Here is a 23119-nt window from a genome sequence, read left to right as displayed (position 1 = left end):
TGGATCGATGATTTTATCGACAGGAGTCTTTACTGTTAACAAGCTTTAATTTATGTTGAGGGCACCTCACCAGGCCGAAGTCCGAAGGAGCTGCCACCATGCGCCGAAGAATCACGATCCCGCTCGTGGCGACGGGCGCCGTCGTCTCCGCACTCGCCGTCGCGGCGCCCGCCCAGGCGCACGGCTACGTCTCCGGCCCGCCCAGCCGCCAGGCGCTCTGCGCGCAGGGTCGGGTCCCCGACTGCGGGCAGATCAAGTACGAGCCGCAGAGCGTCGAGGGGCCGAAGGGGCTGCGCAGCTGCCACGCGGGGATCGCCCAGTTCGCCGTCCTGAACGACGACAGCCGGGGCTGGCCCGCCACCTCCGTCGGCAGCTCCGTCACGTTCACCTGGACCAACACCGCCCGGCACGCCACCAGCAACTGGGAGTACTTCATCGGCGGCACCCGGGTGGCCGTCTTCAACGGCGGCGGGCAGCAGCCCGGAGCCACCGTCTCGCACACCGTCAACCTGGGCGGCTACCCGGGGCGGCAGAAGGTCCTCGCCGTGTGGAACATCGCGGACACCGCCAACGCGTTCTACTCCTGCGTGGACCTCCAGGTCGGCGGGGGCGGCAACCCGTCGCCCACCCCGAGCCCGACGCGGCCGGCCCCGTCGCCGACCCCCACCGCCGCCCCGACCACCCCGCCCGCGCCGGGCGGCAGCTGGACGGCGGGCCGGGCCTACCAGGCCGGCGACCAGGTCACCTACGGGGGGCTGACGTACCGCTGCCGGCAGGCGCACACGGCGATCCCCGGCTGGGAGCCGCCGCACGTGCCGGCGCTCTGGTCGCAGGTCTGACCGGACGGGTGCGGCCCGCCTGCCGGCGTCCGCCGCACCCGTCACCCCTCCCCGGATCGGAGTACGCCATGCGACGGCTGCCCACGGTCGCCCTGCTCGCCGCCCTGCTGATCGTCCCCGGCTGCGCCGCGCAGACCGCCCCGGCGTCGCCCGCCCCCGCGCCGCCGGGGACGGCCGCGACCAGCGGGACCGGGATGAACGGCCTGGACGTGGTCTTCCTGGCCACCCTGGCGGCACACACCGAACAGACGCTGGAGATGGTGCGGCTCAGCCGCGACCGGGTGACCGACCCGAAGCTGCGCACCCTCGTCGCCGCCATCGAGGTCACCGAGACCGACGAACTCGCCACCATGCGCGGCTGGCTGACGGACGCCGGACCGGCCGCGGCCGAGGCCGCCCGCCGGCACGACCACGGGCACCACGGGACCGCCGCCGAGGACATGGCACGCCTGCGGGCCGCCCCGGACGGCGAGGTCGACCGCGTCCTGCTCGACCTGCTCGCCCCGCACCAGGACGCGGCGGCCGACCTGGCCCGGGCGCACCAGACGGTCGGCGCCGACCCGCACGTACGCGACTTCGCCGGGCGCGTCGAGCGGTCGCGTACGGCCGAGGTCTCGCTGATGGCCGGCCTGGCGCCCGGCCGGCGGGCCTGACCCACGGGGGCACGCCGGCGTCGAGCCACCGGAGGCCGGGGCTCCCAGGAGGCCCGCCGGACCGCCGTCGTGGTCGAGCCGGGCGCCTCAGGCGTCGGCGCGCGGCTCCAGCCGGATGGAGACGGAGTTGACGCAGTGCCGGGTGTCCTTCGGGGTGAAACCCTCGCCCCGGAAGACGTGACCCAGGTGGCTGTCGCACCGGGCGCAGCGGATCTCGGTGCGGCTCATTCCCAGGCTGCGGTCCTCGATCTCCTTGACCGCGCCGGGGATCGCGTCGTCGAAGCTGGGCCACCCGCAGTGCGAGTCGAACTTCGTGTCGCTGGGGTAGAGCTGCGCGCCGCAGGCCCGGCAGTGGTAGGTCCCCGGTGTCTTCGTGTCGACGTACTCGCCGGTCCACGGGCGCTCGGTGCCGGCCTCCCGCAGCACCCGGAACTCCTCCGGGCTGAGCCGGACCCGCCACTCTTCCTCGGTACGGGGCAGTTCACTCTCGTCAAGACTCACCCGCCAACGGTACGCCGGACGTCGGGGGTGTGGCATATGGTCGCGCAATGGGTGGCACGAAGGCCTCGGCCGAACAGATCGAGGTGGCCGGGCGCGACGTCCGGCTGACCAGTCCCGACCGGGTGATCTTCCCGCAGCGCGGCTTCACCAAGGCCGACGTCTTCCACTACTACCTCGCGGTGGGTGAGGGCATCATGCGCGCCCTGCGCGAGCGCCCCACCACGTTGCAGCGCTTCCCGGAGGGCGTCGAGGGGGAGGCGTTCTTCCAGAAGCGGGTGCCCGCGCGGGGCGTGCCGCCGTGGGTGCAGACGGCCACGATCAGCTTCCCGAGCGGGCGCAGCGCGGCCGAGCTCTGCCCGGCCGACCTGGCCCACGTGGCGTGGGCCGCCCAGATGGGCACCATCGTGTTCCACCCGTGGCCGGTGCGCGCCGCCGACGTCGACCGCCCCGACGAGTTGCGCATCGACCTCGACCCGCAGCCCGGCACCGACTTCGCCGACGCGGCCTCCGCGGCCGCCGAGCTGCGCGGGCTCCTCGACGAGCTGGGCGTCACCGGCTGGCCGAAGACCTCCGGCGGCCGGGGCGTGCACGTCTACCTGCGGATCGCGCCGCGTTGGACGTTCACCGAGGTGCGCCGGGCCACCATCGCGCTGGCCCGCGAGCTGGAGCGGCGCCGGCCGGAGCTGGTGACCACCGCCTGGTGGAAGGAACAGCGGGGCGCCCGCGTCTTCGTCGACTACAACCAGATGGCCCGCGACCGCACGATCGCCTGCGCGTACTCGCTGCGGGCCAACGCCCGGGCGACCGTGTCCACCCCGGTCACCTGGGACGAGCTGCCCGACGTCGACCCCGACGACTTCGACCTGCGCACCGTCCCGGCCCGGCTGGCCGAGCGCGGCGACCCGCACGCCGGCATCGACGACACCGCGTGGGACATCACCCCGCTGCTGGAGTGGGCCGACCGGGACGCCACCGCCGGCCAGGGCGACATGCCCTACCCGCCGGACCACCCGAAGATGCCCGGCGAGCCGAAGCGCGTGCAGCCCTCCAAGGACCGCGACCGCCCCCGCTGACCGGCCCGCCCCGTCCTGGCGTCGTCACCCGACGCCCGGCCGGTGCGCCCGGCCGCACCGGCCGGATCAGCCGAGGCGCGGGCGGTGGCGCGCCGTCACCGCCCGTCGCCGTACGCCTCCACCGCCTCCTTGGCCGAGCGCAGGTCCGCGCCGGTCGCCTTCCGGTACGCGGCGATCGCCTTGATCTTGTCGCCGCGGGCCAGGTGCCGTCCCACCTCCGGCGGCACGGGCGAGGCGTCCACCACGCCCAGGTGGTCCATCACCAGCCGGAGCCGGCGCTCGATCTCGGCGAGCCGGTACGCGGTGCGCGCCTGCTCGGCCCTGCCCGGCAACTGTGCGACGAGCAGCGCGACGACGGCCGCCATCAGGACGGTGAGGGCGATCTCCATCCGGTGATCGAAGCACATCCGCGCCATCGTGCTCCCCGATCGCCGGGTCGCCGGCCCGGCGACCGGCCGGCGCCGCCGGATAACGATCATGTAACGGGCGCGAACCTTTCCCGGCACGTCGCCGCTCTCCCTGATCGTCGGCCCGACAGCGGGCCAGGGGAGGGCGTCGGATGAAGCTGGTGTGGAGGCGGGCCCGCGAGGCGCGTGGGCTGCTGCTCGCCGCGGTGGTCGCGGCCCTGGTGGCGGTCGCGTTGGTCACCGGGCTTTCTGACTACAACCGGCGGGCCGTCGAGGCAGGCCAGCGTGCCCTGCTCAGCGGGGCGTCGTTCGAGGAGCGCAGCCTCCTGGTCAGCGGCACGGCCGGCCGGGACGCGGCCGAGTTCGCCACCCGGGACCGGGCCATCCGGGACGGGTTCGCCGCCGGCCTCGGCGGCGCGCCGGTCACCGTCGACGCCGCCCGGTACGGCGGTGGCCGCGAGCTGACGGGCGACCTCGGCACCGTGGTCCGCGACGACGACGACCCGGTCTTCGCCACCCTGGCGGCCCTCGACGACCTGCCCCGCCACGCCGAGCTGAGCGGCGGCGCCTGGCCCGCCCCGGGAGCCTCGCCGTTGCAGGTCACGCTGCCGGAGAAGGTCGCCGGCCTGCTCGGGATGACCGTCGGCGACCGGGTGCCGATGCTGGACCGCCGGTCCGACGAGGCCAGCACCGTGGTGCTCGTCGGGACCTGGCGGCCCCGCGACCCGACCGACCCGTACTGGCGGCTGGCACCCGGGGTCGGGGCCGGCAGCGCCGCGGACGCCGGCACCTCGTACGGGCCGTTCGTGCTGGACCCGGCGGATTTCGTCGCCACCTACCCGGGCGCGGTGTCGGCGTCCTGGGTCGTCGAGCCGGACCTCGCGGCGGCGGCCGGCGCGGGCCGGCTGCCCGACGTGCGGCAGGCGCTCACCGCGGCCCTCGCCGAGGTGCCCGAGGCGGCCGGACTGGGCTCCTCCGGCCAGACCGTCACGGCGATCGACCGCCTCCTCGACCGCGTCACCCGGGCCGACCTGGTGGGCCGTTCCTCGCTGGCCACCCCGCTGCTGCTGATCGTCGTCCTCGGCGGGTACGCGCTGGTGCTCGTCGCCGCCCTGCTGCACGAGGACCGGCGCGGCCAGACGGCCCTGCTGAGGGCCCGGGGCGCCGCACGACGGCAACTGGCCGGCCTGGCGGCCCGGGAGGCGGCCCTGGTCGTCCTGCCCGCCGGCGTGCTGGGGCCCCTGATCGCCGGCGAGGCGCTGCGGCACGTGGGCACCGGCGGTGCCACCCCGCTGACGCTCGCCGCCGGCAACACCACGCTGGTCTGGGCCGCCGCGGCCGCCACCGCCGCCGGCTGCCTCGTCGCGATGGTCGTCCCGACGTTGCGGGGCGCCGGGACCTACGTCGCCGACATGGCGGCCCGGTCCCGGCCCACCCGCGCCGCGAGCGTCCAGCGGGCCAGCCTCGACCTGGTGCTGGTCGGCTTCGCGGTGCTGGCCTGGACCCAGCTGCGCCAGTACTCGTCGCCGGTCGCCGGGGCGGCCGGCCGGTTCGGGGTGGACCCGCTGCTGGTCGCGGCGCCGACGCTGGGCGTACTGGCCGGCGCGGTCGTGGCGTTGCGGCTGCTGCCGCCCGCGACCCGGTTCGCCGAGCGGTTCGTCGACCGCAAGCCGTGGACCGCGACCATGTTCGGCATGTGGCAGGCGGGGCGGCGCCCGCACGCCGGCCCGGTGCTGCTGCTCGCGCTCGCCGTCGGCGGCAGCACCCTGGCGTGGTCGCTGGTGACCACGGGCGAGCTGTCGCAGGCCGACCAGGCCGACCACACCGTCGGCGCCGACCTGCGGGTCATCGAGCGCACCGGCTCGGCGCCCGACGGCCGGGCCGGTCAGCTCGCCGCGCTGCCCGGCGTGGGCGAGGCGCTGCCCGCCTGGCGGGACGAGATCCGCCTCGGCCGCGCCGACCTGCCGACGACGGTGGTGAGCCTCGACGCCGCGGCTGCGGCCGACGTGCTGCGACTCAACGAGAGACTGGCCGACGAGCCGGCGGCGGCGCTGCTCGACCGGCTGACCCGGGCGCGCGGCGCGCCGGCCGGGGTGGAACTGCCCGCCGGCACCCGCTCGCTCACCGGCACGGTACGCACCCCCGTGCGCGACGCCGTCACGCCGCACCAGATCGGCCTCTGGGTGTTGCTGACCCGGGCGGACGGGCTGGTCTTCCGGCTTCCGGCGGGCAGCACCGGCAGCGACGGCCGGCCGGCGGCGTTCACCGTCGCCGTCCCCCCGGGGGAGGGCTCCGTACGACTGTCCGGCTTCGAGGCCGACGGCGGGAGCGCGCGCGGGCAGGCGTACCGCCTGGAGGTGTCGGACCTGCGGCTGGTCGGCGCCGACGGCATGGCCCGGCCGGCGTCGCTGGACGGCGAGTGGACGGCCGTCGACGGCCAGGGCAAGCCGGTCGGCGCGCCGGTCTCGGCCGCCGGTCTGAGCGCCGACTGGGAGGTCGAGTACCGGGCGGGTGGCCGGTTCGCGTTCCAGCCGCCGAGCCGTTTCGCCGTGGTGCCGGCCGGCGAGGACCGGCCGGTGCCCGCGCTGATGACCCCGGCCGTGCGCGACGCGTTGAGCCTGAAGGTCGGTGAGACGGTCGACCTCGTGCTGTCCGGGGCGACCGTGCCGGTCACGCTGGTCGGCGAGCTGGACGAGGTGCCGTCCACGGCCGGCGAGGGCGTGCTGCTGGATCTGCCGGCGGCAGCGGAGTGGCTGATCCGGGACCGGGGCGGCGTCCGACCGGTCGGGGAGTGGTGGCTGAGCACCGACGGCGGCGGCCACGCCGAGGCGGCCCGCGCGGCGGCCGGTCTGGCCGGCACCACGCTGCTCGACCGGCGGGAGGTGGCCGCGCGGGCCGCCGACGACCCGTACTGGCAGGGGGCCCGCACGGGGTTGCTCGCCGCCGCGCTCGGCTCGGTGCTGCTGGCCCTGGTCGGCCTGATCGTCGACGTCTGGGCGACCGCCCGGCACCGGCTGGGGGAGTTCGCCGTGCTGCACACGCTCGGCGCCAGCCCCCGGCTGCTGGCCCGGGCGCTGCTGGCCGAGCAGACCTTCCTGGCCGGGATCGGCGTCGGTGTGGGCCTGCTGCTGGGCGCCGCGGTCGGCGCGACCATGGCCCCGCTGGTCATCCTCACGCCGTCCGCGGGCCGGCCGGTGCCGGAGGCCGCCTTCGTGCTGCCCTGGCTGCCCATCGGCCTGACCGCGCTCGGCCTGCTGCTGGCGGCACTCGCCTTCAGCGCGTTCATCGCCCTCGGCATCCGGCAGCGGGTGGCCGTGGCGCAGCTGCGGATCGGGGGAGACCGGTGACCGGGAGCGTAGGGACGACCAGGAGCGGAGACGGGGCGTGGTGAGCATCGGGGCGGTCGTCCGCCGGGTCCGGGCGTACGGCGGGCAGTTCCTGCTCCTCGCGGCGCTGACGCTGGTCGCCACGCTGGTGATCAGCGGGGTGCCCAGGATCGTCAACGGCCACGCCCAGGAGGGCCTGGAGGCCCACCTGGGTGCCGTGCCGCCGCAGCAGCGGGACGTGACGTACTCGTCCGGGCCGCTCGCCGCGGCGGACAACGGCACCTCCCCGGTGGCCGCGCACCAGAACGACCTGGCGGCGATCGAGAGCGCGATGCCGCCGGTCGTCCGGCGGATGGTCGAGCAGCGGTGGTACGCCGGGGAGACCCCGGCCAGCCTGGTGCGGGGCCCGGACCTGGCGGCGAAGAACCTCCTGGTCCACCTCGGCCTGCGGTCCGTGACCGGGATCGAGGAGGCCGGCACGCTGGTCGAGGGGCGCTGGCCGGCCAACACGCCGAAGGACCAGCCGGTGCAGGTGGCGCTGGCCGCGGACGTCGCCGGCAAGCTGAACCTGCGGCTCGGCAGCCGGCTCACCCTCGCCCCGCCGGAGCCGCTCACCGCCGACTCCCCGCCCCCGACCCGGATCACCGTGGTCGGCCTCTTCCAGCCCCGTGACGCCGCCGACGGGTTCTGGGACGGGCTGCCGCCGCTGCTGCGCATCGTCGAGCCGGTGGGGGACGGCCAGCCCTTCATCGCCGTCGGCGTCGTCGACGGCGCCGCGCTGAACCGCCAGGCCGTCGCCGGCTGGCCGCTGACGTTCAGCTGGCGTTACCGCCTGGGCGCCGACGGCGTCGACGCCCGCGAGCTGGACCAGGTGATCGACGGCCTCCAGCAGATGACCCGGGAGGCGGGTGGCCGCAACCTCGTCCAGGGGCTGGACATCCCGCTGCGGCAGTTCTCCGCCGAGGTGGACAGCGCCCGGACGGTGCTCGGGGTCATCGCCGCGGGCGTACTGGCCACGCTGACCGGGCTCGTCGTGCTGGCCGCCGGGCTGCTGGTGCGCCGCCGCCGCTCGGAGTTCACGCTGCTGCGTGCCCGGGGCGGGGCGGCCACCACGAACGCGGGCCGCAGCCTGACCGAGGCGCTGCTGGTGGTGCCGCCCGCCGGCGCGCTCGGCTGGCTGGTCGGTGGCCTCGCCCCGGGGGCACCGGGTGAGACCCTGTGGCTCGCCGTCGCCGCGACCGTCCTGGTGGCGTTCGCGCTGCCGGTGGCCACCCTCGCCGCGTCCAGGGGCGGTGCCGGTCGGCGCGACCTGATCCGGTCGCGCCCCTCCGCGCGTCGCCTCACGGTGGAGGCGGGACTGCTGGTCCTCGCGGGTCTCGCGGTCGTGCTGCTGCGCCGTCGCGGCCTCACCCCCGGGGAGGTCGATCCGCTGCTGGTCTCGGTGCCGGTGCTGCTGGCCGTCGCCGCGGCGGTGGTCGCGATGCGGTTGTACCCGTGGCCGCTGCGGCTGGTCAGCCGGCTCGCGGCCCGGGCCCGGGGCAGCGTCGCCTTCCTGGGCACCGCCCGGGCCGGCCGGTCCGTCGTCGCCATGCCGCTGGTGGTCGTCGTGCTGGCCATCGCGACCGCGGCTTTCTGCGCGGTGACGGCCGCCGGGATCGAGGCGAGCCGGGACCGGGCCGCCAGCCGGGTGGTCCCGGCCGACGCCCTGATCCTGGGGGACCGGATCGCCCCGGACACGGGCGCCGAGCTGGAGCGGCTGCCGGGGGTCCGCGCCGCGAGCCCGGTGCTGTACGAGGCGGGCCAGCGCCTGGCGAAGGACGCGGTCGGCACCGAGACCCGGCTCGGCGGGGTGACCGTGCTCATGGTCGACGGTCCGGCCCTGGCCCGGATCGTCCGCGAGTCCGGCGTCGACGTGACGGTGCCGGCGGCGCTGCTCGCGCCCGTCGGGGCAGGCGGTCCGCTGCCCGCGGTGGTCTCCCCGACGGTCGCCGCCGAGCTGGCCGACGCCGGTCTCGACGGCTCCGCCTTCGTCAGCGCCCAGGGCCAGCGGTACGAGTTCCGGGTCGCCGGGCAGGCGGAGAGCTTCCCGCTGCTGCGCGCGGACAGCAGCCGGTTCGTCGTCCTGCCCTGGCAGTCCCTGCCCCGGCGGGACTACGCCGCCGTGCCGACCGGCTTCCTGGTGGCCGGCGAGGACCTGGACGGCGACGCGCTGCGCCGGGCCGGCGACGCGGGACAGTCCCGCTTCCAGACCGGCGGGGCGGTCACCGGCCGGGAGCGCCCGCGCGGCGTGGAGGTGCTGACCTTCGCGGACACCCGCCGGCAGGTGGGTGAGGGCGGCGCGAACGGGGTGCTCGCCTTCGGCTTCACCGCCGGCGCGGCCGGCGGGACGGCGCTCGGCCTGCTCGCGATCGCCTTCACGGTGCTCGCCGGCGCCCGCGAGCGCGGCCAGGTGCTCTCCCGGCTGCGCACCCTCGGCCTGTCGAGACGCCAGTGGCGCGGACTGCTGCTGGTGGAGCTGGTCCCGCTGGTGGGCGTCTCGGTGGTGACCGGTGCGCTGGTCGGCACGGCCCTGCCGCTGTTGCTCACCCCCGTGCTCGGACTGTCCGCCTTCACCGACGGCGTCGAGGTCCGGGTGGCGTTCGAGCCCGGCCTGGTGGGCGCGGTCGTCGCGCTCGGTGCGCTCGCCCTCGGCTTCGCGGTCGCCGTCGAGGCCCTGAACAACCGCCGGATGCGCCTCGGCGAGGTGCTCCGGCTCGGAGAGGAGAACTGACAATGACCGCTACCGCGGAGAGCACCGCCGTGCCGGACCTGGCCGCCCTGCAACAGCGGGCCGCCCAGCGTGCGGCCGAGCGGGCCGGCGGCCGGGACCGGTTGCGCGGGCACATCGTCTGCGACGGGCTGGTCCGGATCTTCAAGACCGAGGGGGTGGAGGTCGTCGCGTTGCAGGGGCTCGACCTGGTCATCGACCGGGGTGAGCTGGTCGCGATCGTCGGCGCCTCCGGTTCCGGGAAGTCCACACTGCTGAACATCCTCTCCGGGCTGGACACGCCCACCGCCGGCATCGCCCGGGTCGGCGACTACGACCTGCTCAACCTCTCCACGCGGCGGCGACAGAGCTACCGACGGAACATGGTCGGGTTCGTCTGGCAGCAGACCGGCCGCAACCTGCTGCCGTACCTGACCGCGCGGGAGAACGTCGAGCTGCCGATGCGGCTCGCCGGGCGGCGCGGCGGCCGGCGGGCCCACCGCGAGCGGGCCCGGGAGTTGCTCGACATGGTCGGGGTCAGCCACTGCGCCGACCGCCGGCCCGGGCAGCTCAGCGGCGGTGAGCAGCAACGGTGCGCGGTCGCGGTGGCGGTGGCCAACGATCCCGAGGTGCTCTTCGCCGACGAGCCGACCGGTGAGCTGGACGAGGCGACCGGGGCCGACGTCTTCGCGGCGCTGCGCACCATCAACGCCGAGCTCGGCGTCACCATCGTGGTGGTCACCCACGACCACGCCGTGGCCGACCAGGTCCGCCGGACCGTCGCGATCCGCGACGGCCGGACCGCCTCCGAGGTACGCCGGACCGCGCGGATCGGCGCGGACGGCAGCACCGAACTGGTCAGCGAGGAGTACGCCGTGCTCGACCGCAGCGGCCGGATGCAGCTGCCGGCGCCGTTCGTGGACGCGTTGTCGCTGCGTGACCGGGTGCGGCTCAACCTGGAGCCGGACCACGTGGAGGTGCGCCCGGGCGACCGGCCGCAGGACGAGCGGGAGACGCCGCGGTGAGCGGGCGGGTCGTCGTGGCGGTGAGCGGGCGGGGAGCCGTCGCGCCCGGCGGGCGGGTCGTCGTGGCGGTGAGCGGGCGGGGAGCCGTCGCGCCCGGCGGGCGGATCGTCGTGGCGCTGGACGTGCGGCAAGCCGCCGCGCCGGGCGGGCGAACTGCCGGCGCGGTGGGTGGGCGGAAGGCCGTCGCCGTGGGTGGGCGGGGCATCAGTCGGTACCGCGTGGTCGACTCGGTCGACCGCGCCGAGCACAGCGGGGCGGGATCATGAGCGAGCACGACGTGACGCGGGACGGACGGTCGGCCGGGGCGGTGGCGGGCGCCACCGTCACCGACGAGGTGGTCCGGGTGGAGAGGGTCAGCCGCACGTTCGGTCGCGGCGAGCACGCCGTGCACGCCGTACGGGACGTGTCGTTCTCGGCCGGGCGGGGCGAGCTGGTGGCCGTGCGCGGTCGCTCCGGTGCGGGCAAGACGACCCTGCTGAACCTGGTCGGCGGGCTGGACCGGCCCGACTCGGGTCGGGTGGTGGTGGCCGGGCACGACGTCACCGGCGCCGGTGAGAAGGAGCTGCTGGAGCTGCGCCGGGGCACGGTCGGCTTCGTGTTCCAGACCTTCGGGCTGGTGCCGATCCTGTCCGCCGCCGAGAACGTCGGCGTACCGCTCCGGCTCGCGCGGGTCGCCGCGGCCGAGCGGGAGGAGCGGGTGGCGGTGCTGCTCGAGCTGGTGGGCCTCGGCGGGCACGCGGGCCAGCGCCCGTACGAGCTCTCGGGCGGGCAGCAGCAGCGGGTGGCGGTGGCGCGGGCCCTGGCCAACGAGCCGGACCTGCTGATCGCCGACGAGCCCACCGGTCAACTCGACTCCGAGACCGGCCGGTCGATCATGGACCTGCTCCGGGCGGTCGTGCACGCCCGAGGCATGACCGCGCTGGTCGCCACCCACGATCCGGCCCTGATCGATCTCGCCGACCGCGTCCTCACCCTCCGCGACGGCCACCTCCTCCCCACCTGAAACCCACCCCCCACCTGAACCCACCCCCTCACCCATCCCCACCCCTGGCCCTCCCCCCGCCCCCGCCGGCCCGGCCGGCCCCGCCCCGCCGAGCTGCGCCCGCCCGGCTCTGCTGCCCGCCCCGTCCGCCCCGTCCGCGTCGATCATGCAGTTGTGGTGGGAGTTTGCAACTGTTTCGTCCCTTTTGTCGAGCACCACAACTGCATGATCGACGGGCCGGGCCGGGCGGGAGAGGGGGGAAGGGGAGAGGGGGGGAGAGGGGGGGAGAGGGGGGTTAGAGGGGGAGCTTCATGCCCTCGTGGGTGGGGAGGAAGCCGAGGTTGAGGTAGAAGCGGTGGGCGTCGTGGCGGGTCTTGTCGGTGGTGAGCTGGACCAGGGCGCAGCCACGCTGCTTCGCCTGGTCGACCGCCCAGGTGATCATCTGCTGGCCGAGGCCCCGCCCGCGTAGGTCGGAGCGGACCCGGACCGCCTCGATCAGCTGCCGCTCCGCGCCGTGCCGGCCCAGGCCGGGGATGTAGGTGAGCTGCATGCAGCCGAGCAGCTCACCGTCCGCGTCGGCCACGATCAGCTGGTTGCGCGGGTCGGCGTCGATGTCGGCGAACGCCTTCTCGTACCGGGCGTCGACCTGCGGGAAGTCGCGGGTCCTGCCGAGTACGTCGTCGGCGAGCAGGGCGATCACGGCGGGCAGGTCGGCTCGGACGGCCTCGCGGAAGATCACGTCACTCATGCCGCTCAGCGTGGCACAGTGAGCCGGACCGATGGGCGGGCAGCGCTCGCGTACGGGGGGCACCATGACTGTTCATGGACGTCCTGCTGCTGCCGTTCCGGTTGATCTACCGAGGGCTGGTCTGGTTCGCCAACTCGCCCCGGACGTTGATCGTTTCCTACCTGCTGATGATCGTGGTGGCCGGCGTGATCTACGGCCACGTGGAGAAGCGCAGCCCGGCGGACGCCGTCTGGTGGGCGGTGGTGACCGCGTCCACGGTCGGCTACGGCGACATCTCCCCGGTGAGCTGGCAGGGCCGCACGCTCGCCGCGCTGCTCATCTCGACCATGGTGCTGCTGGTCATCCCGTTGATCACCGCGCACTTCGCCAGTCAGCTCATCGTCGACGACGACGCCTTCGAGCACGAGGAGCAGGAGCAGCTCAAGGCCGACGTACGCCGGATGCGGGCGCTGCTGGAGGAGATCGCGGTCCGGCAGGGCATCGACCTGCCCGACCTGCCGCCGGAACGACCGGTCAGCGGGCCGGGCAGCGCAGCCCTTCCCTGGGCACGACCAGGTCGATCAGGTAGGCGTCAACCGCCCGGGTGACGCAGGAGGTCTGCGGGTACGCGGTGTGCCCCTCGCCCTCCCAGGTGAGCACCCGGCCCACGCCCAGCATCGCGGCCAGCGCCGGGGTCTGCTCGTAGGGCGTCGCGGGGTCGCCGGTGGTGCCCACCACCAGGATCGGCGGCGCCCCGGTGGCGGGGCCCGTCGGGTACGGGTCGCGGCCGCCGGGCCACTCGGCGCAGGAGAGCAGGCCGACGGCCAGGGCCGGCCCGAACAGCGGATACTTCGCCCGCCACTGCGACTGGAGCTGCCGGATGCGCTCCCTGCTCGGCTTCTGCTCCTCGTCGGCGCAGTTGACCGCCAGGTTGGCGTCGAACATGTTCGAGTAATGCCCGTCGGAGTCCCGGTCGGCGTATGCGTCGGCGAGGCGGAACACGTCTGCCGGGTTGCCGCCCTCCAGCTTGTCGATGGCGCGGGCCAGCTCCTGCCACCCCGACTCCGTGTAGAGCGACGAGATGATCGCGTAAAAGACCCAGCCCGCGGTCGCCTCGCGGCCGTCGTCCCCGCGCACCGGGGACACCCGCGCCTTGTCGATCGCCGAGGTGACCGCGGCCCGGGCGTCGGGGGCGATCGGGCAGCGCCCGGCGTTGGCCGCGCACCACGTGGTGAAGTTGCCGAAGGCCCGCTCGAAGCCCTTGGCCTGGCCCTCCGAGCCGGCGATCAGGTCCTGCTTCGGGTCGACCGCGCCGTCGAGGACCAGCGCCCGTACCCGCTGCGGGTAGAGCTGGGCGTAGGTGGCCCCGAGCAGGGTGCCGTAGGAGTAGCCGAGGTAGGTCAGCTTGTCGTCGCCGACGGCGGCGCGGACCGCGTCCATGTCCCGGGCGGCCTGCTCGGTGCCGTAGAGCGGCAGCTGGTCGCCGTAGCGGTCGCCGCAGCCGCGCCCGATTCTATGGCTGAGCGCGACGAACCCGTCGAACGACTCCTGGCTCTCCGGGTCGGGGTCGTAGCCGAAGCTGGCGTCCAGGTCGGCGTCGGGGATGCACTTGACCGGGCTGGAACGGGACACCCCGCGTGGGTCGAAGCCGACGATGTCGAACCGGTCGGTGATCGAGGCGGGCAGGCCGCCGAACGCCGGGCCGAAGGAGAGGTAGACGGCCGTGTCCACGCCGGAGCCGCCGGGCCCGCCCGGGTTGATCACCAGCGAGCCGATCCGGTCGCGCTGCTTGGTCGACCGGGCCCGCAGCAGCGCGATCTCGAAGGTCTGACCGACGCCCGGCCCGGCGGTGGCCCCGCCGCCCGGGCCCGTGCCCCAGTCGCGCGGGACCTTGATCCGTGCGCACTCGTAGCGGATGTCCGGCGCGCCGCGCCCGACCAGCTCCTCGGCCACCTCTGGGCAGGCGCGCCAGGTGGGCGCCGTGCCCGGGGCGGCGGCCTCGCCGCCGGCCTCCGTCCGAGGGGCGATCGCCGGGATGGTGCAGCCGGCGGCGACCAGCGCGGCGGCGGCCAGCCCGGCGAGGGTGAGCCGGAACCGGCGGATCCGGTCGGGGGTGCGGGTCACGAGCGAGCCTCCGTGTCGGGTCGACGGCCAGGCTACGCCGGACCGGCGGCGGACCCCACGGTCACCGTGGGATCGCCGCGCAGCACCTGGTCCACATCGAACCGTACGGGCCGGTCGAGCTGGTCGTAGCGGCAGGAGCGGGGATCACGGTCGGGCCTCCAGCGGACGAACCGGGCGGTGTGCCGGAACCGGTCGCCCTCCATGGCGTCGTAGCCGACCTCGACCACCAGCTCGGGGCGCAGCGGCTCCCACTCGAGGTTGCGGGCGCCCGTCCAGCGGCTCACCCCGCCGGGGAGGCGCTGGCCGCGTTCGTGGTCGCCGTGCACCCACGGGTGGTCGGCGCCGACGTCACGGTAGGGCTCCAGCTCCTCCAGCAGCTCCGCGCGGCGGGCCATGGTGAACGACGCGCTCACCCCGACGTGGTGCAGGACCCCGTCGTCGTCATGCAGGCCGAGCAGGAGCGAGCCGACCACCGGGCCGGACTTGTGCCAGCGGAAGCCGGCCACCACCACGTCGGCCGTGCGGGCGTGCTTGACCTTGAACATGAGCCGCTTGCCCGGCTCGTAGGGCAGGTCGGCCGGCTTGGCGATCAGGCCGTCCAGGCCGGCGCCCTCGAAGACGTCGAACCAGCGGTGCGCCGTGTCGACGTCGGTGGTGACCTGGGTGACGTGCACCGGCGGGCGGACCCCGGCCAGCGCCGACTCCAGCCGGGCCCGACGCCGCGGATAGGGCTCGTCGAGCAGCGTCTCGTCGTCGAGGGTGAGCAGGTCGAAGGCCACGAAGTCGGCCGGGGTCGTCTCGGCCAGCAGCTTCACCCGGGACGCGGCCGGGTGGACGCGCTGGGCCAGCAGCTCGAAGTCGAGCCGGGGCTGCCCGCCCGGACCGTCGCGCCGGATCACGATCAGCTCGCCGTCGACCGCGCACCGCTCGGGCAGCTGGCGGCGGGCCTGCTCGACCACCTCCGGGAAGTAGCGGGTCATCGACTTGCCGCCCCGACTGGACAGCTCCACCTCGTCGCCGTCGCGGAACACGATGCACCGGAAGCCGTCCCACTTCGGCTCGTAGGTCATCCCGGGCGCGGTGGGGACCCGCGGGACGCTCTTGGCCAGCATCGGCTCGACCGGCGGACTGATCGGCAGCTTCACGGCGACAGTCAACCAGACCGCACCGACAGTCGTGAGGCAGATCACGTTCGACCGGCTTGTGGTGTGTCCGTCCGCGCGCCGCTCGTGCCGCGCCGGGCGAATCGTAGAACCGCAGGTCAGAGCTACCTTCGCGGGGTGTCGGAGTGGGTGTGCGGGTGCTGTGGGCGGTGGCGGGTGAGCGTCGAGCTGATCCGGGGCCGCTACCGGTACCGGCTGGTGCGCCGCTATCCCCGCCAGTTCGGCGGGGGCAAGGACGTGCTCGGCGAGGCCGGCACGGTGGCGGAGCTGGAGGAACTGCTGCGCCGGCGTACCCCCCTCGGGCTGGCCGACCTGCGCGAGGCCGCCTGACCCGGCGGCGGCCGAGCCCGGCGGACACCCCGACACCCCGCCGGCCCGGCACCCCGCCGGCCCGGCACCCCGCCGGCCCGGCACCCGGGCGGCGCGGCGGGACGGGCCGCCCGGCGGACGCCCCGTCACGATTCCCCAGCCGGAGTCGTCAAGACTGGCAGCGGCGCCGCCGGGCGCCGACACGGGGAGGGGGCGCGATGCGGTTCGAGGCCGGTACGGAGGTGGCCGCCGAGGCGGGACGGGTCTGGGCGGTGCTGGTCGACGTCGAGCGGTGGCCGGAGTGGACGCCCTCGGTGCGCCGGGTGCTACGCGGGGAGGCGGGACCGCTCGCGGTGGGCGCCACCGCCCGGCTGGAGCAGCCGAAGCTGCGACCGGCGGTATGGCGGGTGACCGAGTTGACCGAGGGCCGGTCGTTCTCCTGGGTGTCGGGCAGCCCGGGGGTGCGCACGCTCGGCGAGCACCGGGTGCTGCCGCTGCCCGACGGGCGCAGCCGCGTCGAGTTGACCCTCACGCAGTCCGGGCCGCTCGCCGGGCCCGTCGGCTGGCTCTACGGCGACCTGATGCGCCGCTACCTGCGGATGGAGGCCGACGGGCTCAGGCGTCGCTGCGAGCGGGACTGACCGCCTTCGCCAGCAGGGCGAGCCGGATGCCGTTCGGGTCCGGCCGGTGGCCGACCACCCGGTAGCCGTGCCGCTGGTACAGGCGGAGGTTCTGCGCGCTGTCGGCGCCCGTGAAGAGCGCGAAGCGGCGCACCCGGGCGGCGCAGGCCGCCTCCACCGCGCGCAGCAGCCGCCCGCCGACGCCCCGACCCTGCTGGTCCGGGGCGACGGAGAGCCGGCCGACGTGCGCGGTGTCGCCGTCGACGTGCGCCCGCACGGAGCCGACCAGCCGGTCGCCGAGCCGGGCGGTGAGCACCGTCGCCGGGCCCGCCAGCGCGGCCCGCACCTCGTCCAGGGTCTCGGTCAGCGGGGGCAGGAACGGGTCGGCGTAACGCTGGGCCTCGGTGAGGTACGCGGCGCGCTGCACGGTGAAGATCTCGCCGGCGTCCGTGACGTCGGCGGGGGCGATGCGCGGCTCGATGATCACCCCGACAGCCAACCACAGGTCGCCGGGCGGGCCGCCCGCGCCGCCCGTACGCTGGCGGTGTCCCGTCGAGCCGTGGGGGTGCGCCGTGCCGGCACTGTCCTATCCGCACGTCGGCGCCACCGAGACCGGCGAGCTGCCGGCCGGCTGGCGGCACGTGCGGTACCGGGTCCGGCTGCCCGACTCCTGCTTCCCGACGGCCGGGGACGCCGTGCTCGGCTGGCGCCTGCACCGGGCGGCCGGCATCCGGATCGACGCCGCCGCCGAGCGGGCCGCGCCCGGGGTCCGGGTGGTCTCCGGGCTGGGCGTCGGCCCGCTGCGGCTGGCCGCGCCCTGCGAGGTGGTCTGGGCCGTCGACGACGGGCGGCGGGCCGGCTTCGGGTACGGCACGCTGCCCGGGCACCCGGCACGCGGCGAGGAGGCGTTCGTGGTCAGCCGCGACGCCGCCGGCCACGTCTGGTTCGAAGTGGTTGCGTTCAGCCGGCCGGACCGCTGGGTCATGCGCGCCGCGGGGCCGGCCGGCCGGGCCTTCCAACGGGCGTACGCCTGGTGGCTCGGCCGCACCCTGCGCCGCCTCTGCGCCCGCCCCTGACCCGCACCGCCGCCACCCGACGGCCGTCGTCGCGGCCCGCCACGACGACCCGCATGCCGGCCGTCAGCGCGCTGCACAGTGGCGGCACCCCCGGCGCGAAGCCCCGACGGGCGGCGGGACCCGGTCAGAACCGGGCGAAGGAGCGGATCGGCATCCGCGGGCCGTACTTCGGCGCCTGCACGCCGCCGGCCGCCAGCAGCACGCAGACCCGCCCCCGGTGCCCCCGGAACGGCTCCAGCAGGGCCAGCATCCGGGCGTCGTCGCCGCGCGGCTCGCCCGCCAGGGCCCAGGCCACCGTGTTCGGCACGTGGAAGTCGCCGACGCTGACCGCGTCCGGGTCCCCGTACGCGATGCGCACCACCTCGGCGGCGGTCCACGGGCCGATGCCGGCGACGGCGGTCAGCCGACGGGTGGCCTCGGCGGAGTCCGCGCAGCGCTCCAGCCGGTCGGCGACGGCCGCCGCGCGGCGCAGCGTCTCGGCCCGGCGCTGCTCCACGCCGAACGGGTGGAACACCCAGTACGGGGTGGCGGCCACCGCCGCCGGGTCCGGCGGCAGCAGCAGCGGCTGCATCGGTCCGGGCGCCGCCTCGGCGAAGTGCCGCACCGTCGCCGCGTACGCCCGGTACGCCTCCTTGCCGGTCACCTTCTGCTCGAAGACCGCCCGCAGCAGCCGGGGGAAGACCTGCCCGGTGGCCGGCATGCGCAGTCCCCGGTGCTGGGCCGCGAGCCGCGCCACCACGGGGTGGGCGGCGGCGAGCGCCGCGAACCCGCCCACGTCGTCCCGGAGCCCGGCGACCGCGTCCGCCGACTCCACCACCCGGTCGGCACCCGGGCCGTAGCCCTCGGCGAGCAGGGCGCCGCCGGCCGACCGCAGGGCGAGGGTCGCCGGACCGTCCGGGGTGCGGGCGGCCCACCAGAAGGTGCCGGCCGCGACGCGCGCGCAGGGGTCGTACGGGCTGAAGGTCAGCGCCCGGACCGACGCGGCCAGCCGGTACCCGGCGGGCGGGCGCAGCTCCCGACGCGCGGTGGGTTCGGTCCCGGTCACCCGCACATGCTGTCACGTCCCCGCCCCGTGACCGGCGACACCGCCGGGCGCGGCCGGTCCGGCGGTGTCGCCGGTCCGATGTCGTTGCCGGTCCGGCGTCGTGGCCGGGCACGGGGCGGGGACCGGCCGCGCCCTCCCCGGCCACGACCGGCCACCGGGTCCCGTGGGTCAGTACGAGTAGTTCGAGTCGCCCTGCCCGGCCTTCTCATCGGACGGCGGGGCGACCGGCTTCGGGGTGCCCGTCGGCAGGCAGCTGAGGTTCTTCCTGCCGTCCGGGGCCACCACGAACCAGGTGCCCCCGACACCCTGGCCCTTCCACTGGCCGGGCTTCTTGTCCCCGACGTAGCGGTACAGCGGCCAGCCGTCGAGGGTGATCTGCCGGCTGCCGTCCTGGCGGGTGACGGTGCCGACCTTGTCGTCGGAGACACCGTTGAGCTCCGGGTTGCCGTCGGTCAGGGCCGGGGGCCACACCTGGGCGCACTTGTCGACGCAGTTCGACGAGGGCGGGTCGTTGGTGTCCTTGTCGAAGCGGTAGAGGATCCACCCGTCCTGGTCGGTGACCACGCTGCCCATCCGGGCGACCTTCCGGCCGTTCAGCTCCTCGGTCAGGTCCGCGTCGGCGGGCGGCGCGGCCGGGGACGGCGAGGCCTCCGGCTCGGGCGTCGCGGTGGGCTCGGCGGCGGTCACGGCGACCGGCTCGGCCGCGCCGGGGTTCGCCCCCTCGTAACCGGCGGGAGCGCAGGCCGTCAACGCGACCATCGCGCTCGCGACGATGGCGGTTCGCTTCATCTGTGCCACGTGCCCTCCTCGTTTATGGCGTTCACCGGTTGATACGGAGGGGACGTTGTCAAGGTTGAATCCCTGACCGTGGTCGATGTCACGGAAAACCGTTGAACCGAACGGGCCCGGAATCCGTTTCCCGCGACGAGGGGAAAACGCGCCGGTGCGATTCCGGAAACGGCACGCGGGATCGACGCCGGTCGTCGTGCTGGCCGGCGCCGATCCCGCGGCGGGCGCTACATCTGCACGGTGACCAGCGGGCTCGCCACCCCGCCGGCGTCCACCGACTGCACCTGGAACTGCTTGATTTCGTCGAGTCGCGTCGACGTCGAGGCCGACAGGCTCAGCTTTTCGGGGCGCGCGTTGGTGCCGTACCCGGTGCCGGGCACCGACCACGTGGAGATCACCTCGGTGCTGTTGTTCTTCCGCACCACGACGAGCCGGCACGTCCGGGGGCCGGGCAGCTTGGCGAGGATGAAGTCCACGCCCGTGCCGAAGTCCTTCGACACGACGAAGAAGGTCGCCTCGACGCCGGTGGTCGGGTCGACGACGTTGACCGGGTCGCCCTCGGGCAGCGTCCCGCCGATGTCCGGGTCGTTCGGGTCGCTGGAACGGCTGGCCGTCGGCGGGGCGACCGGCGCGGTGGCGGTCGGCTCGGCCACCACCTCGGGGGCGCTGTCGCCGGCGATGCTGGCGAAGCCGAGCCCGGTCGCGCCACCGAGGACCAGCACCGCCGCCGCCGTGGCGAGCAGCTGCCGGAACCAGTTGCGCCGCCGGTGGGCGCGGACCGCGACCAGCGTCCGGTCCAGCAGGGCCGGGTCGGTACGGGTCTGCTCCAGCGCGGCCATCGTCTCGCCGTCGATGTCGGAGAGCAGGCCCACGACCGGCACCATCGTCTCCAACTCTGCGGCGCACGCCCAGCAGGTGGCGAGGTGCTCCTCGAACCGTTCCGTGTCGCGCTCGTCCAGCACGCCGAGCGCGTACGCCGCGACGTCCATGTGGTCCGCCCGGCTCATTCCGTCACCCCCCGTTCCTGCAGAGCCGTGCGCAGCGCGCGCAGCGCGTAGTAGACCCGCGACTTGGCGGTGCCGAGCGGAAGGCCCAGCTCCTCGGCCGCCTCCGGCACCGTCCGACCCCGGAAGTACGTGGCCACCAGGATCTCCCGGTGCGACTGGCTCAGCGTACGCAGCGCGTCCGCCACCGTCATCGTGCGCAGCACCCGGTCGGTGCTGTCCGCCTCGGCGAACGCGGTCAGGTCCCGGTCGTACGTCTCGGCCGGCCGGGCCTGCTCGCTGCGGTGCTCGTCGATGGCGATCCGCCGGGCCACCGTGACCAGCCACGGCCGCAGCGAGCCCTGCCCCTGCACGCCCAGCCGGTGCGCGTTGCGCCACGCCCGCAGCAGCGTCTCCTGGACGATGTCCTCCGCCCGCTGCCGGTCGCCGCCGGTGAGCCGCATGACGAACGCCAGCAGCGGCCCGGCGTGCTCGGCGTAGAGCAGCCGGATCAGCCGATCCGAGTGACCCGCCTCGGTGGACGGTGCCGCCTGGTGGCGCCCCGGGGCGGATTTCGGCGTCACCGGCCCATTCTGGCGAGGCGCCTGGCGGGCGTCGACCCCGCGTGCCGCCGCGCCCGGCCGGGACTGGGACCGCGCGGACATCCAGTCCGGTCGCGCCCTGTCGCCGTGCCAACCGGCCGCCACCGCGTGCATGCAGACCTCCGGGTGTCCGATGACATCGGCCGCCTCCCACGGGCACGGCCGCCCGTTGGTACGCAGCGCCCGGGCGAACGGATCAACGACGCGCGGAAAAGATTCCGCTTCCGCACCCGCCGCGCCGGTGGCCGGCGTGGCCACCGCGCTCAACGAGGCGCGGCGGAGACTCCGTTCAACGACGCACGGAGAAGATCCCGGGCGGCGGCGGGGTCGAGTCGGTGGCGTCGGCGTCGCGGACGACCGGTGCCCCGCTCGCGAAGCGGTCGAGTTCCCCGCCGGCCAGCACCCGGCCGGGGAACCAGTCCCCGGCCGCGCGCCGGGTCAGCTCCGGCACCGGCGGCTCGACCCGGCCGGCCACCAGCACCAGGTTGCCGTACCGCCGCCCGCGCAGCACCGCCGCGTCGCCGACCAGGCAGGCCCGGGGCAGCACCGACCGGACCGTGGCGACCTGCGCCCGGGCGTGGCGCAGCGGCGGGCCGTCGGCGACGTTCGCCAGGTGGAACCCGGTCGGCCGCAGCACCCGGGCCACCTCGGCGGCGTACTCCGCCGAGGTCAGGTGGGCCGGGGTGCGGGCACCGGCGAAGACGTCGGCCACCACGACGTCGTAGCTGGCGTCCCGGCTGGCGGCGAGCACCGCGCGGGCGTCGGCCACCCGCACCTTGAGCCGGGGATCCGGCTGCCACGGCAGGGCCTGCCGGACCAGCTCCACCAGCGCGCCGTCCACCTCGACCACGCGCTGGGTGGAGCCGGGCCGGGTGGCCGACACGTAGCGGGGCAGGGTCAGCGCGCCGCCGCCGAGGTGCAGCACCCGCAGCGGCGCGCCGGCCGGCGCCACCAGGTCGATCGCGGCGGCGAGCCGCCGGACGTACTCGAACTCCAGGTGCGTGGGATCGGCCAGGTCCACGTGCGACTGCGGGGCGCCGTCCAGCAGCAGGGTCCACGACCCCGGCCGGTCCGGATCGGGCACCAGCTCGGCCTGGCCGGTGTCCACCCGCGCGGCCACCGTGTCGGCCGCCCGCTTGCGGCCCATCAGCGCCTGCCCCGGGCGGCGGCGGTGAGCACCCGGTGCAGCAGCCGCGCGTCGCCGAGCAGCGCCCGCAGCCGGCGCTCCAGGCCGGCGATCGGGATCAGGTTCTGCGGCGCGCGCGGGTCCTTGTAGGGGGTGGAGGCGAACCGGGGCAGCGTGACCAGCGACAGGTCGGCCAGGCCCACCGCCTCGTCGATGCTCAGCTCGGCGGAGCACTCCATCCGGACGATGCCCGCCCACGGCGCGCCGAGGGCCACCGGCAGCCGCAGGTACCACGACCAGCCGCCCCAGGCCGTGCCGAGCTTGAACACCGGGGAACGCTCGCCGGCCGCCAACTGCGTGACCACGGCGGTCAGCCGGGCGTCCAGGTACTGGCTGTGCTGCGTCTTGATGTAGCCGACCGTGCGCGGCAGCTGCCGCCGGTTGCGCAGCGGGCCGTCGACCACCAGCAGGTCGCCGTCCGTGCGGGCCGCCCCCGAGACCTCCACCTCGAGCGCGGTGAGCGGCCCCTGCACGGCGGCCGGGAGCTTGTTCAGCTCGCCCGTGCCGCTGACCCGGTGCACCGGGTAGCGGACGCTGCCGGCCACCACGTCCACCGCCGAGGGACTGGCGGTGAACAAACCCCGGCCCACCCGCGCGCCGGCCAGCTGCGCCGCGCCGCGCTCCAGGTCGCACCGGACCACCCCCGCGGCGTACGACGCGGCCAGGCCGGGGAAGGACGCCCCGTCGTCCTCCGCCGTCCACACGCTCGCGTCGATCCGGCGCACCCCGTCGACGAGCAGCACCACGTCGGGGGCCCGTACGCCGGGACGCGGCCCGATCGCCCGCCAGTCGACCGCCGGCAGCTCGGCGTCCGGGTCGACCTGGGCGCTGCTCGGTGCGGCGGGACCGCCGCCGGACGCCTCGAACGAGGCGCCGTACGCCGGATCCCACGCGTCGACGAAGAACCGGGGATCGGTCACCGCAGCGGCCCTCCCGTCGCGGA

At 75.7% G+C, this 23119-nt stretch carries 24 protein-coding genes; 12 read left to right on the top strand and 12 right to left on the bottom strand.

Annotated elements, in window-relative coordinates; all coding sequences use genetic code 11:
• Positions 1-98: 98 nt before the first annotated feature.
• Positions 99-839 (top strand): lytic polysaccharide monooxygenase, encoded by a 741-nt coding sequence (locus tag ACFHW0_RS02990; RefSeq protein WP_416605314.1) that lies wholly within the window; start codon positions 99-101, stop codon positions 837-839.
• Between the two features lie 68 nt (positions 840-907).
• Entirely contained in the window at positions 908-1492 is a 585-nt protein-coding gene (locus ACFHW0_RS02985) for a DUF305 domain-containing protein (RefSeq protein ID WP_416605312.1), read from the top strand.
• 87 nt (positions 1493-1579) lie between these two features.
• Here ACFHW0_RS02985 and msrB read toward each other — a convergent pair whose 3' ends face one another.
• Complete coding sequence (msrB, locus tag ACFHW0_RS02980; protein ID WP_101414752.1) at positions 1580-1993, bottom strand: peptide-methionine (R)-S-oxide reductase MsrB; 414 nt, start codon at positions 1991-1993, stop codon at positions 1580-1582.
• Between the two features lie 47 nt (positions 1994-2040).
• On the opposite strand from msrB, the gene ligD reads away from it, so the two are divergent.
• Entirely contained in the window at positions 2041-3066 is a 1026-nt protein-coding gene (gene ligD / locus ACFHW0_RS02975; protein ID WP_416605311.1) for a non-homologous end-joining DNA ligase, read from the top strand.
• 95 nt (positions 3067-3161) lie between these two features.
• Here ligD and ACFHW0_RS02970 read toward each other — a convergent pair whose 3' ends face one another.
• Entirely contained in the window at positions 3162-3473 is a 312-nt protein-coding gene (locus ACFHW0_RS02970) for a hypothetical protein (protein WP_416605310.1), read from the bottom strand.
• Positions 3474-3625: 152 nt separating this feature from the next.
• On the opposite strand from ACFHW0_RS02970, the gene ACFHW0_RS02965 reads away from it, so the two are divergent.
• From ACFHW0_RS02965 to ACFHW0_RS02945, 5 genes are read left to right on the top strand one after another with little or no spacing between them, the layout of a single operon-like run.
• Positions 3626-6820 carry an FtsX-like permease family protein gene (locus ACFHW0_RS02965; protein ID WP_416605309.1) on the top strand — a complete coding sequence of 1065 codons (3195 nt, stop codon included), beginning with the start codon at positions 3626-3628 and terminating at the stop codon, positions 6818-6820.
• A gap of 37 nt (positions 6821-6857) precedes the next feature.
• Positions 6858-9569, top strand: coding sequence for an FtsX-like permease family protein (locus tag ACFHW0_RS02960; RefSeq protein WP_416605308.1), 2712 nt, complete (start codon positions 6858-6860; stop codon positions 9567-9569).
• Between the two features lie 2 nt (positions 9570-9571).
• Positions 9572-10570, top strand: coding sequence for an ABC transporter ATP-binding protein (locus ACFHW0_RS02955; protein WP_416605307.1), 999 nt, complete (start codon positions 9572-9574; stop codon positions 10568-10570).
• Positions 10567-10836 carry a hypothetical protein gene (locus tag ACFHW0_RS02950; protein WP_416605306.1) on the top strand — a complete coding sequence of 90 codons (270 nt, stop codon included), beginning with the start codon at positions 10567-10569 and terminating at the stop codon, positions 10834-10836. Before ACFHW0_RS02955 ends, ACFHW0_RS02950 begins: the two co-directional genes overlap by 4 nt.
• Positions 10833-11573, top strand: coding sequence for an ABC transporter ATP-binding protein (locus ACFHW0_RS02945; protein WP_416605305.1), 741 nt, complete (start codon positions 10833-10835; stop codon positions 11571-11573). The genes ACFHW0_RS02950 and ACFHW0_RS02945 overlap by 4 nt, the downstream gene beginning before the upstream one ends.
• Positions 11574-11847: 274 nt before the next feature.
• Here the strand turns inward: ACFHW0_RS02945 and ACFHW0_RS02940 are convergent, their stop codons facing one another.
• Entirely contained in the window at positions 11848-12300 is a 453-nt protein-coding gene (locus ACFHW0_RS02940) for a GNAT family N-acetyltransferase (RefSeq protein ID WP_416605303.1), read from the bottom strand.
• Positions 12301-12374: 74 nt separating this feature from the next.
• Between ACFHW0_RS02940 and ACFHW0_RS02935 the strand changes: the two genes are divergently transcribed.
• Positions 12375-12887, top strand: a complete 513-nt coding sequence (locus ACFHW0_RS02935) for a potassium channel family protein (RefSeq protein ID WP_416605301.1) — start codon at positions 12375-12377, stop codon at positions 12885-12887.
• Here the strand turns inward: ACFHW0_RS02935 and ACFHW0_RS02930 are convergent.
• On the bottom strand, positions 12814-14403 hold the full coding sequence (locus ACFHW0_RS02930; RefSeq protein WP_416605300.1) for an alpha/beta hydrolase: 1590 nt from the start codon (positions 14401-14403) through the stop codon (positions 12814-12816). The genes ACFHW0_RS02935 and ACFHW0_RS02930 overlap by 74 nt on opposite strands.
• A gap of 32 nt (positions 14404-14435) precedes the next feature.
• Entirely contained in the window at positions 14436-15548 is a 1113-nt protein-coding gene (locus tag ACFHW0_RS02925) for an ATP-dependent DNA ligase (RefSeq protein ID WP_416605299.1), read from the bottom strand.
• A 135-nt stretch (positions 15549-15683) separates the two neighbouring features.
• Between ACFHW0_RS02925 and ACFHW0_RS02920 the strand changes: the two genes are divergently transcribed.
• Both ACFHW0_RS02920 and ACFHW0_RS02915 read left to right on the top strand, forming a co-directional pair.
• Positions 15684-15896, top strand: a complete 213-nt coding sequence (locus ACFHW0_RS02920; protein ID WP_121395905.1) for a hypothetical protein — start codon at positions 15684-15686, stop codon at positions 15894-15896.
• 197 nt (positions 15897-16093) lie between these two features.
• Positions 16094-16516, top strand: coding sequence for an SRPBCC family protein (locus tag ACFHW0_RS02915; protein ID WP_416605297.1), 423 nt, complete (start codon positions 16094-16096; stop codon positions 16514-16516).
• Here the strand turns inward: ACFHW0_RS02915 and ACFHW0_RS02910 are convergent.
• Positions 16491-16982: a GNAT family N-acetyltransferase gene (locus tag ACFHW0_RS02910; protein WP_416605295.1), complete on the bottom strand. Its 492-nt coding sequence runs from the start codon at positions 16980-16982 to the stop codon at positions 16491-16493. The genes ACFHW0_RS02915 and ACFHW0_RS02910 overlap by 26 nt on opposite strands.
• Before the next feature lie 85 nt (positions 16983-17067).
• On the opposite strand from ACFHW0_RS02910, the gene ACFHW0_RS02905 reads away from it, so the two are divergent.
• Positions 17068-17571, top strand: a complete 504-nt coding sequence (locus tag ACFHW0_RS02905) for a DUF1990 family protein (protein WP_416605294.1) — start codon at positions 17068-17070, stop codon at positions 17569-17571.
• 124 nt (positions 17572-17695) lie between these two features.
• Here ACFHW0_RS02905 and ACFHW0_RS02900 read toward each other — a convergent pair whose 3' ends face one another.
• The 6 genes from ACFHW0_RS02900 to ACFHW0_RS02875 all read right to left on the bottom strand — a co-directional run bounded on the left by ACFHW0_RS02900 (position 17696) and on the right by ACFHW0_RS02875 (position 23096).
• Complete coding sequence (locus ACFHW0_RS02900; protein WP_416605293.1) at positions 17696-18616, bottom strand: DNA-3-methyladenine glycosylase family protein; 921 nt, start codon at positions 18614-18616, stop codon at positions 17696-17698.
• A gap of 168 nt (positions 18617-18784) precedes the next feature.
• Entirely contained in the window at positions 18785-19414 is a 630-nt protein-coding gene (locus tag ACFHW0_RS02895) for a hypothetical protein (protein ID WP_416605292.1), read from the bottom strand.
• Between the two features lie 218 nt (positions 19415-19632).
• Positions 19633-20412: an anti-sigma factor family protein gene (locus ACFHW0_RS02890; RefSeq protein WP_416605291.1), complete on the bottom strand. Its 780-nt coding sequence runs from the start codon at positions 20410-20412 to the stop codon at positions 19633-19635.
• Entirely contained in the window at positions 20409-21104 is a 696-nt protein-coding gene (locus tag ACFHW0_RS02885; protein WP_121395899.1) for a sigma-70 family RNA polymerase sigma factor, read from the bottom strand. Before ACFHW0_RS02885 ends, ACFHW0_RS02890 begins: the two co-directional genes overlap by 4 nt.
• Positions 21105-21279: 175 nt before the next feature.
• On the bottom strand, positions 21280-22137 hold the full coding sequence (locus ACFHW0_RS02880) for a spermidine synthase (protein WP_416605290.1): 858 nt from the start codon (positions 22135-22137) through the stop codon (positions 21280-21282).
• Positions 22137-23096: a hypothetical protein gene (locus tag ACFHW0_RS02875; protein ID WP_416605288.1), complete on the bottom strand. Its 960-nt coding sequence runs from the start codon at positions 23094-23096 to the stop codon at positions 22137-22139. The genes ACFHW0_RS02880 and ACFHW0_RS02875 overlap by 1 nt, the downstream gene beginning before the upstream one ends.
• Between the last annotated feature and the right edge of the window lie 23 nt (positions 23097-23119).

Source organism: Micromonospora sp. LOL_025 (genome assembly GCF_048060285.1).
Lineage (GTDB): Bacteria > Actinomycetota > Actinomycetes > Mycobacteriales > Micromonosporaceae > Micromonospora.
Note: the sequence above shows the minus strand (reverse complement) of the source record. Positions and strands in the feature narration are given on the sequence as shown.